Consider the following 11,888-nt stretch of genomic DNA (forward strand, 5'->3'; position numbering starts at 1 on the left):
TTCCTTAACCCTTGAGGCTGTCCAGATCATCAACGTGAATCGTCCGCAGGTTGCGGAACAGCACGACCAGAATCGCGAGACCGATCGCAGACTCCGCCGCTGCCACGGTGAGGATGAAGAAAACAAAAATCTGTCCGGCCAGATCGCCCAGATAGTGCGAGAAGGCGACGAAGTTCAGATTGACCGCGAGCAGCATCAGCTCGATCGCCATCAGCAACACGATCAGGTTCTTCCGGTTCAGGAAGATCCCGACCACGCTGATCGCGAACAGGATCGCGCCCAGAATCAGATAGTGGGAAAGCGAAAGCATCTATAACCCCTTGATTGCACCAGTTCCCGCGAAACTGCCGCAGTTCTTATTCTTTCTCGGCGGGCATCGAAACGAGTTCGACGCGATCGCCACGCTTGACGGCCACCTGATCCGACGGATGCACCTGACGCAGCCCCTTGCGCTTGCGCAGGGTCAGCGACACGGCAACGACCATCGCCACCAGCAGCAGCAGCGAGGCAAGTTCGAACGGATAGACGTAATCGGTGTACAGGAGACGCCCCAGTTCGCGCGTATTGCTGTAACCGGCCTGCGTTGCAGGCGGTTCTGGCATCGCCTCGAGACCGAAGTACCGGCCCCCAAGCACCAACGCCATTTCGATGACCAGCAGGATTCCGATCAGCGCGCCAACCGGCAGGTAGCTCCAGAAGCCCTCGCGCAGCCGATCAAGGTTGATGTCAAGCATCATCACGACGAACAGGAAGAGCACCATGACCGCACCGACGTACACCATCACCAGTACGATCGCGAGGAACTCCGCGGCCAGAAGCAGCCAGATGCCGCCCGCGGTTACGAAGGAAAGCACGAGGAACAGTGCGGCATGCACCGGGTTCCGTGACGTAATCACCCGAAGCGCGGCGAACACCATGATCGCCGACAGGATGTAGAAAACGAGGGTCTTGAAATCCATGTCCTTTGCGGCGCCCGCAGGCGCCCTCCCTTAGCGGTACTTCGAGTCTGCTTCGCGGTCGGCAGCGATCTGGGCTTCATGCCGGTCGCCGACGGCGAGCAGCATCTGCTTCGTGTAATACAGATCGCCCCGCTGCTCGCCGTGGTACTCGAGCACGCGGGTCTCGACGATCGCATCCACGGGACAAGCCTCCTCGCAGAAGCCACAGAAGATGCACTTCGTCAGATCGATGTCATACCGGGTCGTGCGTCGCGAACCGTCGTCGCGCTGATCGGACTCGATGGTGATCGCCATTGCGGGGCAGATCGCCTCGCACAGCTTGCACGCGATGCAGCGCTCCTCACCGTTGGGATAGCGTCGCAGGGCATGCAGGCCACGAAAACGCGGGCTTTGCGGAGTCTTCTCCTCCGGAAACTGCACCGTGATCTTGCGCGCGAACAGGTGACGCCCCGTAAGCGCCAAGCCCTTGATCAGTTCCGTCAGGAACAGGCTACCGATGTAATCCTTGGCACCCATCTTCAGCCTCTCACTTCCAGATAGACAGCGGCGACATCATCCACACCGCCACCACAATCACCCATACCAGGGTGATCGGAATAAACACCTTCCAACCCAACCGCATGATGTGGTCGTAGCGGAAGCGCGGGAATGTCGCACGTACCCACAGGAACACGAACAGGAAGAACGCAGTCTTCAGTGCCAGCCAGTGGAAACCGTCAGGAATCGCGCCGATCGGCGAAAGCCAGCCGCCCATGAAGAGCACCGCCGTCATCACCGACACAAGGAACATGTTCGCGTACTCGGCCAGGAAGAACAGCGCGAACGCCATCCCCGAGTATTCGACCATGTGCCCGGCAACCACTTCCGACTCGCCCTCGACCACGTCGAACGGAGCGCGGTTGGTTTCCGCGATACCCGAGATCAGGAAGACGATGAACATCGGCAGCAACGGAAGCCAGTTCCAGGACAGGAAAGACAGCCCCATGTCATGGAACCTACCCTGCCCCTGCGAATGCACGATGTCGCTCAGGTTGAGGCTCGCCGAGATCAGCAGCACACAGATCAGAGCGAAACCCATCGCCACTTCGTACGACACCATCTGGGCTGCCGCCCGCATGGATCCGAGGAACGGATACTTCGAGTTCGATGCCCAGCCGGCGATGATGACGCCGTACACCTCCATCGACGTGATTGCCAGCAGCAGCAACAGGCCAGCGTTCACGTTTGCGAGCACCATCCCCTCGCTGAAGGGCACCACCGACCAGGCCGCTAGGGACGGGGCGATCGCGAGAATCGGCCCGAGGATGAAAAGCCCCTTGCTCGCGCCCGAAGGAATGATGATCTCCTTGAAGAGGAGCTTCATACCATCGGCGATCGGCTGCAGCAGCCCCTTCGGGCCGACACGGTTAGGGCCGATGCGGACCTGCATGTAGCCGATGACCTTGCGTTCGGCGAGCGTCAGGTAGGCCACGCCGATCATGAGCGGCGCGATGATCGCGACGATCTTTGCGAGCGTCCAGACGGCAGGCCACGCGGGACCGAAAAACTGCGACACGGGTTCCAGCAACGCTTCCATCAGACACGCTCCACGCTGATCTCGCCGCACATTGCGCCGAGGGCGGCGGTTGCCGCGTTGGCCGCCGCAACACGCACGCAGTTCGCCGCGATCGAATCGTCCGCGACGATCAGGACCTCGGCCGCCCCCTGCCCCTGCTTCAGGCGCACCCGCGCGCCCGATTCAACGCCGATCGCGGCAAGGGTCGCCGCACTCGCGCGCACCACCGGGGCCTTCGCGTCGCGCGTCTTCTGCAGCGACGTGGCGCGTCGCACCAGCGGATCCGCAGCGTAGATCGGCACATCGCTGAGCCTTTCGAATCCCGCGGTCGCCTGTCCGGCGAACTTGAACTCGAGGCCATACAGACGATTACCGAGATCCGGACGGTTGCCATCTGCGAGCGCCTCCGCAGCGACAGCCTCCGAATCGTTCTGATCGAAGCCTTCGAACTCGAGAAGATTTCCGAGAACCCGCAGAACCTTCCAGCCGGGACGGGTATCACCGACGGGACGAGCGACTGCGTTGAAGTTCTGCGCACGCCCTTCGCAGTTCACGAAAGTGCCCGAGGTCTCCGTGAACGGAGCGATCGGCAGCAGCACATCCGCTGCGGCAAGCAGGGACGGCGACTTGAAGGCCGACAGTGCGATCACCAACGGCGCAGCCTCCAATACGGCCTGCGTCAGTGCCGGGTTCGCAAAATCCATGTCCGGTTCGGCATTCAGCAGGAGATAGGCCTTGCGGGGCTGCTCCAGCATCTGCCGCGCATTGAGGCCACCAACCAGGGGCACTGCCTTCGCAAGATAACCGCCGACACTGTTGGCTGCCTCGCCGATCACGCCGAAAACACCGTCGGTCAGGCGCGCAATTTCCTCAGCGAGCTGCTGAATCTCGCAAGCATATTCACTCTGCACCGCAAGGTTGCCGAGCCAGACAGCGACTTTGCGGCCGGACGCCAGACTCAGGGCGATCGCACGCGCCTCATCGGACACCGCAGAGGGCATGGCCGCGGAAAGATGCTCGGCGACCTTTGCACCCTTCTCGGCCGCGATGACGGCAACCACCTGCAGGAGCACGGGGACGATCGCGGACGGAGCGGCCAGCACGCGGTTCTTCATCGGCAACAGCCAATCCTCGGCACTCGCATTGATCGCGCTCACATGCAGGCCGCGCTTGGCCGCCTGCCGCACGCGCTGCGCGAGCAGCGGCGTGTCCTTGCGCAGGAAGCTGCCAACCACGAGCAGACGGTTGAGACCAGCCACCTCGTTGATGGGCATGCCCAGCCACGGCGCACCTTCGCGGAAGCCATCTGCACGGAAGTCGCTCTGACGCAGGCGGAAATCGACGCTGTCCGACCCGATGGCACGAGTGAGCTTCTGCAGAAGATAGAGTTCTTCGACCGTCGCATGCGGCGAAGCCAGCGCGCCGATGGAATCCGGACCGTTCTGCTTGGCCGTCTTGCGCAGACCGTTCGCAGCGAACTCAAGTGCCGTCTGCCAGTCGGCTTCCTTCCAGACGCCGTCCTGCTTGAGCATCGGGACGGTGAGACGATCTTCGCCGTTGAGACCTTCGTACGAGAAACGGTCCTTGTCGGACAGCCAGCACTCGTTGATGTCCTCGTTTTCGAACGGCAGCACGCGCTTGACCACATCGTGCTTGACCTGGACGATCAGGTTCGAACCGAGCGAATCATGCGGGCTCACCGAACGGCGGCGCGCAAGCTCCCAGGTACGGGCCGAGAAGCGGAACGGCTTCGAGGTCAGCGCACCGACGGGGCAGAGATCGATGATATTGCCGGACAACTCCGAGTCCACCGTCTTTTCGACGAACGGCATGATCTCGGCATGTTCGCCGCGGAAGGCCTGGCCCAGTTCCATCTGGCCTGCGATTTCCGTTGTGAACCGCACGCAACGCGTGCAGTTGATGCAGCGGGTCATGTCGGTCGAAACGAGCGGACCGAGGTTCTTGTTCAGAACGACGCGCTTCTCTTCCTCGTAACGCGACTGGCTGCCGCCATAGCCGACAGCCAGATCCTGCAATTGGCACTCGCCACCTTGGTCGCAGATCGGGCAATCCAGCGGGTGGTTGATGAGCAGAAACTCCATGACGCCCTTCTGGGCCTTCACCGCCTGCTCCGAGCGTGTCCACACCTTCATCCCGTTCGTCACGGGAGTGGCGCACGCGGGAAGCGGCTTGGGTGCCTTTTCGACCTGAACGAGGCACATGCGGCAGCTCGCCGCGATCGAGAGCTTCTTGTGGTAACAGAAGTGCGGAACGAAAGCACCGATCTTGGTGGCAGCATCCATGATGGTGCTGCCATCCTCGACCGTCACCTGCTTGCCGTCGATTTCAATCTCTAGCATCACGGTCTCACGTAGATTTGGCTGCCTTCATACTGGACTTCAGGCGGCACTAGACATTTCTTGTTTTCGATGTGGTACTCGAACTCGGAACCGAAGTGCTTGACGAAGCTCTGCACCGGCATCGACGCGGCGTCACCGAGCGCGCAGATCGTGCGCCCCATGATGTTGCCGGTCACCGAATTCAGGAGGTCGAGGTCGTCCTTCCGGCCGAGTCCGTTTTCGATACGATGGACGACGCGGTAGAGCCAGCCCGTACCTTCCCGGCAAGGGGTGCACTGGCCGCAGGACTCCTCGAAGTAGAAGTACGACAGTCGCTCGAGCGCCTTGACCATGCACGTCGTTTCGTCCATCACGATGACGGCGCCGGAACCGAGCATCGACCCCGCTTTCGAGATCGAGTCATAGTCCATCGTGCAGTCCATCATCACGTTGCCCGGAACGACGGGCGCCGACGAACCGCCAGGGATCACCGCCTTGAGCTTGCGCCCGCCGCGCATCCCGCCAGCCATCTCGAGCAGCTCGGCGAACGGTGTCCCCATGGCAACTTCGTAATTGCCGGGACGATTCACATGACCGGATACCGAGAACAGCTTCGTGCCGCCGTTGTTCGCCTTGCCCAGGTTGAGGAAGGCCTCTCCGCCCATGTTGATGATGAACGGCACGGACGCGAAGGTTTCCGTGTTGTTGATCGTCGTGGGTTTCCCGTACAGACCGTAGCTGGCGGGGAAAGGCGGCTTGAAGCGCGGCTGGCCCTTCTTGCCTTCGATCGACTCGAGCAGTGCAGTTTCCTCACCGCAGATATAGGCGCCGTAGCCGTGATGGGCGAACAGCTCGAACGAGAAATCGGAACCGAGGATGTTCTGCCCGAGCAGGCCGGCCGCCCGTGCTTCGGCAAGCGCAGCTTCGAAACGCTCGTAGACCTCGAAGATCTCGCCGTGAATATAGTTGTAGCCCCGCTCGCAACCCATCGCATACGCCGCGATGGTCATCCCTTCGATGACCGTGTGCGGGTTGTAGCGCAGGATATCGCGATCCTTGAAGGTACCGGGCTCGCCTTCGTCCGAGTTACACGCAAGGTACTTTGCCCCTGGGAAGGAGCGCGGCATGAAGCTCCACTTCAACCCGGTTGGGAAGCCTGCTCCGCCTCGACCGCGCAGCGAGGAGGCCTTGAGCTCCGCGATGATCGTCTCGGGCGGGATTTTTTCGCTGATGACCTTGCGCAGCGCGGAGTAGCCACCCCGTGCAACATAGTCCTGCAGCCCCCAGGCGCGATCGCCGTCGACGCCGGCGAGAATCAGTCCGCTTCCGCTCATTTGTCTTCCAGCTCCGCGAGGATCTGATCGATCTTTTCCTTCGTCATCCAGCTGCACATGTGATGGTTATTCACCAGCAGCACGGGGGCGTCCCCGCAAGCACCCATGCACTCGCCCTCCTTCAGCGTGAACTTCCCGTCCGGGGTCGTTTCGTTGAAGTCGATGCCGAGCTTTTCCTTGAGGTAATCAGCCGCATGAACACCCCCGGACAGCGCACAGGGGAGGTTCGTGCACACGGTGATCTTGTGACGCCCAACCGGCTCGAGGTCATACATGTTGTAGAAGCTCGCCACCTCATAGGCCGCAATCGCGGGCATGCCGAGGTAGCTGGCAACGAACTCGATGACTTCCTTCGGCAGCCAGCCCTTTTCGACCTGCGCGATGCGCAGCGCCGACATCGCGGCGGACTGCTTCTGCTCGGGTGGATATTTCGCGATCTCACGATCGATCTGTTGTAGCGATTCCTGACTCAGCATTTCGTACTCGTCTTCCCGGGTTGCCTGCCGACGTTTCAAGACCAAGCGTTCAGCGGTCGATTTCGCCAAACACGACGTCCATGGTTCCAATGATCGCGACGACGTCAGCAATCATGTGACCACGCGCAATTTCGTCCATCGCAGCAAGGTGCGCAAAGCCCGGCGCACGCATCTTCAGGCGGTAGGGCTTATTCGCGCCGTCGGATACTGCATACACGCCGAACTCGCCCTTGGGATGCTCGACCGCGGCATAAACCTCGCCCGCCGGAACGTGCATGCCTTCGGTGAAGAGCTTGAAGTGATGGATAAGCTCTTCCATGTTCGCCTTCATGCGCTCACGCGGGGGCGGCGCAACCTTGTGATTGTCTGCAATCACGGGACCGGGGTTCTTGCGCAACCAGTCGATGCACTGCTTGATGATGCGATTGGACTGCCGCATCTCCTCCATCCGGACGAGGTAGCGGTCATAGCAGTCGCCCGTCTTTCCGACCGGCACATCGAAATCGACCTGGTCGTAGACCTCGTAAGGCTGCTTCTTGCGCAGATCCCAAGCCACGCCGGAACCGCGCAACATCACACCGGTGAAGCCCCAGGCCTTCGCCTGCTCGGGCGTCACGACCCCGATGCCGACGGTCCGCTGCTTCCAGATCCGGTTATCGGTCAGCAGCGTCTCGTAATCGTCGCAGTAGCCGTTGAAGCGATTGGTAAAGTCTTCGAGGAAGTCCAGCATCGAACCCTGGCGGCTCTCGTTCAACTGGCGAACCGTGTTGGCGTTCTTGAACTTGTTGACCTCGTACTGGGGCATGCGGTCAGGCAGATCACGATAGACGCCACCCGGACGGTAATACGCCGCATGCATCCGCGCACCGGACACCGCTTCATACACGTCCATGAGGTCTTCACGTTCGCGGAACGTGTACAGCACCATCGTCATGGCGCCGATGTCGAGTGCGTGCGTACCGATACCCAGGAGGTGGTTCAGAATTCGCGTGACCTCATCGAACATCACGCGAATGTACTGCGCACGGATCGGCACCTCGATTCCTAGGAGGCGCTCGATCGCCATGCAGTACGCATGTTCATTGCACATCATGGACACGTAGTCGAGACGGTCCATGTAGGGCACCGACTGGATCCAAGTGCGTGTTTCAGCAAGCTTTTCCGTCCCCCGGTGCAGCAACCCGATATGGGGATCGGCGCGCTCGACGACTTCGCCGTCCAGCTCAAGAACCAGACGCAGCACGCCGTGCGCAGACGGATGCTGAGGACCAAAGTTGATCGTGTAATTGCGAATCTCAGCCATGGCCGACATCCCCGTAATTCTCTTCGCGCACGATGCGCGGCGTGTTTTCGCGCGGCTCGACCGTAACGGGCTGATAGACAACCCGACCCTGCTCCGCGTCGTAGCGCATCTCGACGTACCCGGTGACCGGGAAATCCTTGCGGAATGGATGACCGACAAAACCGTAGTCCGTCAGGATCCGCCGCAGATCCGGGTGACCCGAGAACATGATTCCGTACAGATCGAAGGTCTCACGCTCGTACCAGTTGGCGCTCGGCCAGACACCGACGACGGATTCGAGCACCGGAAAATCGTCGTCAGCCGCGAAGACCTTCACGCGCAGACGCCAGTTCTTCGCAACCGAAAGGAGATGGACGGCAACCGCAAAGCGCTTTCCACCCCAGGCGCCATTCCCGTACGTCGAATAATCGAGACCGGACACATCGATCAGTTCTTCGAAGCACAGATCCGCGTGATCACGCAGGCTCTGAGCAACGCCGAGATAATCTTCGGGCGCAACGTCGATGGTCACCTCACCACGATCGACCACAATCGACCGCAACTTGTCACCCAGGACCTCTTGCAGGGCCTGGCTCAGACGCTCAAGCTTGGGACTCATAGATGAACCATCCGTCAGCGCGCGATGGTATTCGTGCGCTTGATCTTGTTTTGGAGCTGAATGATGCCGTAGAGCAGCGCTTCAGCCGTAGGCGGACAACCCGGGACGTACACGTCGACCGGCACGATGCGATCACAGCCGCGCACGACCGAGTACGAGTAATGGTAGTAGCCACCACCGTTGGCGCACGACCCCATCGAGATGACCCAGCGCGGCTCGGCCATCTGCTCATACACCTTGCGCAGCGCCGGCGCCATCTTGTTGCAGAGAGTCCCCGCCACGATCATCAGGTCCGACTGCCTCGGACTGGGCCGAAACACGACACCAAAGCGATCGAGATCGTAACGAGAACAACCCGCATGAATCATCTCGACCGCACAGCAAGCCAGACCGAAGGTCATCGGCCAGAGGGACCCCGTGCGAGTCCAGTTGATTACTGCATCGAGCGAAGTAGTTACAAACCCTTCGCGAAAGACGCCCTCAATACTCATGCATCACTCCCAGTCGAGCGCACCGTTTTTCCACTCGACGACATAACCGATGACCAGCACGGCGATGAAAACCATAACCGAACCGAAGACGAACCATGCAACCTGACCGGCCGCAATGAATTCCTGGAACACCGTCGCCCACGGAAAAAGAAAGGCGATTTCGAGATCGAAAAGTATAAAAAGGATCGCGATGAGGTAATAACGCACATCGAACTTCATGCGCGCATCTTCGAATGCCTCGAAGCCACACTCATACGGAGACAGCTTTTCGCTGCCGGGACGATAGGGCGCGACGAGCCGCCCAAGGATGACAGGAACAAGGCCGAAACCAAGCCCCACGAGGATGAACATCAGAACAGGAAAGTAGTTTTCCAGCATTGCGTGACACCCCGTCTTAAATTCAGATTGTTTTAGTTTTTTTATTAATCCACTGCATGAAAACGCCCGCTTTCGCGGGCGATTCAGTGTTCTGGTGCCGACGGTGAGACTCGAACTCACACGGCTTTCGCCACCACCCCCTCAAGATGGCGTGTCTACCAATTTCACCACGTCGGCACGTTCGTTACAGCTAGAAATTATACGACCTTTCCCGTATCCCGCAAAGACCCGAGGGGAACTTATTTCGGGATCGACTGCGCCTTCGAGTCGCCCGCCGCACCAGCAGGGGCCGCATCCCCAGCGGACGCCGGCGCGGTCACGGCAGCATCCTGCATGACACTGGAAGGTTTAACTGCCTTGCCGTTACTGAGGTAGCTGAGCCCAAGGCTCGTCAGGAAAAATACCGCCGCGAGTATTGCCGTGGTGCGACTGAGGAAATTCGCCGAACCGGAGGACCCGAACACGCTGCCCGACGCCCCACCGCCGAACGCTGCACCCGCATCAGCCCCCTTGCCATGCTGCATCAGAACCAGAGCAATGATGCCAAGCCCCACCAACACATGAATGGTCAGGACAATAGAAAATAAGTAATTGCTCATAATATGACCCTGTTTTGAATCTCAACTGCCCTACGCGACCGTTGCCGCTCGACAGATTTCAAGAAAGGACTGCGCATCAAGCGAAGCCCCACCGATCAAGCCACCATCTGCGTCCGGCAAACCGAACAGCCCGTTCGCCGTCTCGGGCTTCACACTGCCGCCATAAAGGATGCGAATCCGCTCGGGAGCGGAGAGATGGCGCGCCAGCCAACGCCTGACGAATCCCAGCACCGCCTGAACCTGCTCGACGGTCGCAGCGCGACCGGTGCCGATCGCCCAGACCGGCTCGTAAGCCAGAACGATACGCTGCAGCAACTCGGGCGACAGATTAGCCGCAAGCGCGTCCAGTTGCCGCAGGAGCACCTGCTCCGTCACCCCGGACTCACGCTCGGCCAGCGTCTCGCCGATGCAGACGATGGGTACAATCCCGCCATCGAGTGCTGCAGCAGCCTTGCGGGCAACTACCGTATCGGACTCGCCATGCAACGCCCTTCGCTCGGAATGGCCGACAATTACAAGTCGGACACCCCAATCGGCAAGCATCGTGACGCTGACATCGCCCGTGTAGGCGCCATCGTGGAATTCGCTCACATCCTGAGCGCCGAGCACCACAGCGCTGCCACTCAGGATTTCTCCGACCTGTGAAAGATATGCAAACGGCGGACATACCGCGACGTCGACGCCCGCGGGCATGGCGCCCAGAAACTGGTCCAGCAGAGCACTGTTACGCGCACGGTCGCCGTTCATCTTCCAGTTACCGACGACTAGCTTTCGTTTCATGCACCGCGCCCCAGCGAAATTTTTCGATTGTAACGTGAGGCCTCATCGAGGTAAAGAAAGGCTGGGAGAACCGTGACCGACGGGGGCCACTGGAAGGCCCCCTCTTCTCGCGACATACACCCTGGCGATTCCATGTCTTCGGGACCGTCGTTCGCCAGAGTCGGTGAGTGCCGGACGAGGTCCCGCCCGCGCACCTAGCCGAAGCGGCCGGTGATGTAGTCTTCGGTTTCCTTGCGCGTCGGATTGACGAAGATCTGGTTGGTTTCGCCGAACTCCATCAACTCGCCGAGATACATGTATGCCGTGTAGTCGGACACGCGGGCAGCCTGCTGCATGTTATGCGTGACGATGAGGATCGTGACCTTGTCCCGCAGTTCGTGGATCAGCTCCTCGATACTGGCGGTCGCGATCGGATCGAGCGCCGACGTCGGCTCGTCGAACAGCAGCACCTCGGGCTGGGTGGCGAGGCAACGCGCAATGCACAGTCGCTGCTGCTGGCCACCCGACAATGCCGTGGCCGGATCATGCAGTCGGTGCTCGACCTCCGACCACAAGGCCGCGCCACGCAGCGCCTCCCGCACCTGGTCGTCGATCGCCGAGCGATTGCGCTCACCCCGGATGCGCAGGCCGTAGGCAACGTTCTCGTAGATCGACTTCGGGAACGGGTTGGGCTTCTGGAAGACCATGCCGATGCGCATGCGCACTTCGATGGGATCGACGGCCGGATCCAGCAGGTTGGTATTGTCCGGATGCAGCCGGATCGTCCCTTCGTAGCGATTGCCCGGATAGAGATCGTGCATGCGGTTGAAAGTCCGCAGGAGCGTTGATTTGCCGCATCCGGATGGTCCGATCAGGGCGGTCACGCGCTTCTCATGCACGGGCATGCTGATCGACTTGAGCGCCTTGAAATCGCCGTAATAGAAACTGAAATTCTCCACGGAAGCCTTCACGGGCACTCCGCTCCCGATCCGCGCCGTTGTCTCGGGGGAGTTCAGGCTCCGCGCCGCGCCTGCGGCAGCATCAGGCTGCACTTGAGTGTCCGCGGCAGTTTGTTCGCTCATTCGCATCGTAGCAAC

14 protein-coding genes and 1 tRNA gene are annotated in these 11,888 nt (G+C 60.5%); all 15 read right to left on the reverse strand.

The annotated features are described in order from the left end of the window. Positions 1 to 4 precede the first annotated feature (4 nt). Positions 5 to 310, reverse strand: a complete 306-nt coding sequence (gene nuoK / locus GPA27_RS00700) for an NADH-quinone oxidoreductase subunit NuoK (RefSeq protein WP_018992227.1) — start codon at positions 308 to 310, stop codon at positions 5 to 7. Between the two features lie 46 nt (positions 311 to 356). Continuing rightward, complete coding sequence (locus GPA27_RS00705; RefSeq protein ID WP_169136782.1) at positions 357 to 959, reverse strand: NADH-quinone oxidoreductase subunit J; 603 nt, start codon at positions 957 to 959, stop codon at positions 357 to 359. 30 nt (positions 960 to 989) lie between these two features. Next, positions 990 to 1,475, reverse strand: a complete 486-nt coding sequence (gene nuoI / locus GPA27_RS00710) for an NADH-quinone oxidoreductase subunit NuoI (protein ID WP_018992225.1) — start codon at positions 1,473 to 1,475, stop codon at positions 990 to 992. Positions 1,476 to 1,485: 10 nt separating this feature from the next. After that, positions 1,486 to 2,535 carry an NADH-quinone oxidoreductase subunit NuoH gene (gene nuoH, locus GPA27_RS00715; RefSeq protein ID WP_169136784.1) on the reverse strand — a complete coding sequence of 350 codons (1,050 nt, stop codon included), beginning with the start codon at positions 2,533 to 2,535 and terminating at the stop codon, positions 1,486 to 1,488. Further along, entirely contained in the window at positions 2,535 to 4,874 is a 2,340-nt protein-coding gene (gene nuoG, locus GPA27_RS00720; RefSeq protein WP_169136786.1) for an NADH-quinone oxidoreductase subunit NuoG, read from the reverse strand. Before nuoG ends, nuoH begins: the two co-directional genes overlap by 1 nt. After that, on the reverse strand, positions 4,874 to 6,187 hold the full coding sequence (gene nuoF / locus GPA27_RS00725) for an NADH-quinone oxidoreductase subunit NuoF (protein WP_211164756.1): 1,314 nt from the start codon (positions 6,185 to 6,187) through the stop codon (positions 4,874 to 4,876). The genes nuoG and nuoF overlap by 1 nt, the downstream gene beginning before the upstream one ends. Continuing rightward, the gene (nuoE, locus tag GPA27_RS00730) at positions 6,184 to 6,663 is read right to left on the reverse strand and encodes an NADH-quinone oxidoreductase subunit NuoE (protein ID WP_050416612.1); all 480 of its coding nucleotides are present in this window, start codon (positions 6,661 to 6,663) and stop codon (positions 6,184 to 6,186) included. The genes nuoF and nuoE overlap by 4 nt, the downstream gene beginning before the upstream one ends. Positions 6,664 to 6,712: 49 nt before the next feature. Then, positions 6,713 to 7,966, reverse strand: a complete 1,254-nt coding sequence (locus GPA27_RS00735) for an NADH-quinone oxidoreductase subunit D (RefSeq protein ID WP_169136926.1) — start codon at positions 7,964 to 7,966, stop codon at positions 6,713 to 6,715. Next, positions 7,959 to 8,564 (reverse strand): NADH-quinone oxidoreductase subunit C, encoded by a 606-nt coding sequence (locus tag GPA27_RS00740; RefSeq protein WP_169136788.1) that lies wholly within the window; start codon positions 8,562 to 8,564, stop codon positions 7,959 to 7,961. The genes GPA27_RS00735 and GPA27_RS00740 overlap by 8 nt, the downstream gene beginning before the upstream one ends. A gap of 14 nt (positions 8,565 to 8,578) precedes the next feature. Next, the gene (locus tag GPA27_RS00745) at positions 8,579 to 9,055 is read right to left on the reverse strand and encodes a NuoB/complex I 20 kDa subunit family protein (protein WP_018992218.1); all 477 of its coding nucleotides are present in this window, start codon (positions 9,053 to 9,055) and stop codon (positions 8,579 to 8,581) included. Positions 9,056 to 9,058: 3 nt separating this feature from the next. Then, on the reverse strand, positions 9,059 to 9,433 hold the full coding sequence (ndhC, locus tag GPA27_RS00750) for an NADH-quinone oxidoreductase subunit A (RefSeq protein ID WP_050416614.1): 375 nt from the start codon (positions 9,431 to 9,433) through the stop codon (positions 9,059 to 9,061). 92 nt (positions 9,434 to 9,525) lie between these two features. Next, a tRNA-Leu gene (locus GPA27_RS00755) sits at positions 9,526 to 9,610 on the reverse strand. A 62-nt stretch (positions 9,611 to 9,672) separates the two neighbouring features. Next, positions 9,673 to 10,032, reverse strand: a complete 360-nt coding sequence (secG, locus tag GPA27_RS00760) for a preprotein translocase subunit SecG (RefSeq protein ID WP_169136790.1) — start codon at positions 10,030 to 10,032, stop codon at positions 9,673 to 9,675. A 30-nt stretch (positions 10,033 to 10,062) separates the two neighbouring features. Continuing rightward, positions 10,063 to 10,812 (reverse strand): triose-phosphate isomerase, encoded by a 750-nt coding sequence (gene tpiA, locus GPA27_RS00765; protein ID WP_169136792.1) that lies wholly within the window; start codon positions 10,810 to 10,812, stop codon positions 10,063 to 10,065. Between the two features lie 194 nt (positions 10,813 to 11,006). Next, complete coding sequence (gene pstB / locus GPA27_RS00770) at positions 11,007 to 11,873, reverse strand: phosphate ABC transporter ATP-binding protein PstB (protein ID WP_246260884.1); 867 nt, start codon at positions 11,871 to 11,873, stop codon at positions 11,007 to 11,009. Positions 11,874 to 11,888: the final 15 nt, after the last annotated feature.

The sequence above is a fragment of the Aromatoleum toluolicum genome (genome assembly GCF_012911005.2).
Classification (GTDB): Bacteria; Pseudomonadota; Gammaproteobacteria; order Burkholderiales; family Rhodocyclaceae; genus Aromatoleum; species Aromatoleum toluolicum.

Bases quoted from the DNA above. Each gene is read 5' to 3' on its own strand.
- pstB (WP_246260884.1), bottom strand. From the start codon at position 11,873: ATGAGCGAACAAACTGCCGCGGACACTCAAGTGCAGCCTGATGCTGCC.
- nuoH (WP_169136784.1), bottom strand. From the start codon at position 2,535: ATGGAAGCGTTGCTGGAACCCGTGTCGCAGTTTTTCGGTCCCGCGTGG.
- nuoE (WP_050416612.1), bottom strand. From the start codon at position 6,663: ATGCTGAGTCAGGAATCGCTACAACAGATCGATCGTGAGATCGCGAAA.
- ndhC (WP_050416614.1), bottom strand. From the start codon at position 9,433: ATGCTGGAAAACTACTTTCCTGTTCTGATGTTCATCCTCGTGGGGCTT.
- GPA27_RS00735 (WP_169136926.1), bottom strand. From the start codon at position 7,966: ATGGCTGAGATTCGCAATTACACGATCAACTTTGGTCCTCAGCATCCG.
- nuoI (WP_018992225.1), bottom strand. From the start codon at position 1,475: ATGGGTGCCAAGGATTACATCGGTAGCCTGTTCCTGACGGAACTGATC.
- GPA27_RS00740 (WP_169136788.1), bottom strand. From the start codon at position 8,564: ATGAGTCCCAAGCTTGAGCGTCTGAGCCAGGCCCTGCAAGAGGTCCTG.
- nuoK (WP_018992227.1), bottom strand. From the start codon at position 310: ATGCTTTCGCTTTCCCACTATCTGATTCTGGGCGCGATCCTGTTCGCG.
- secG (WP_169136790.1), bottom strand. From the start codon at position 10,032: ATGAGCAATTACTTATTTTCTATTGTCCTGACCATTCATGTGTTGGTG.
- GPA27_RS00745 (WP_018992218.1), bottom strand. From the start codon at position 9,055: ATGAGTATTGAGGGCGTCTTTCGCGAAGGGTTTGTAACTACTTCGCTC.
- nuoF (WP_211164756.1), bottom strand. From the start codon at position 6,187: ATGAGCGGAAGCGGACTGATTCTCGCCGGCGTCGACGGCGATCGCGCC.
- GPA27_RS00705 (WP_169136782.1), bottom strand. From the start codon at position 959: ATGGATTTCAAGACCCTCGTTTTCTACATCCTGTCGGCGATCATGGTG.
- nuoG (WP_169136786.1), bottom strand. From the start codon at position 4,874: ATGCTAGAGATTGAAATCGACGGCAAGCAGGTGACGGTCGAGGATGGC.
- tpiA (WP_169136792.1), bottom strand. From the start codon at position 10,812: ATGAAACGAAAGCTAGTCGTCGGTAACTGGAAGATGAACGGCGACCGT.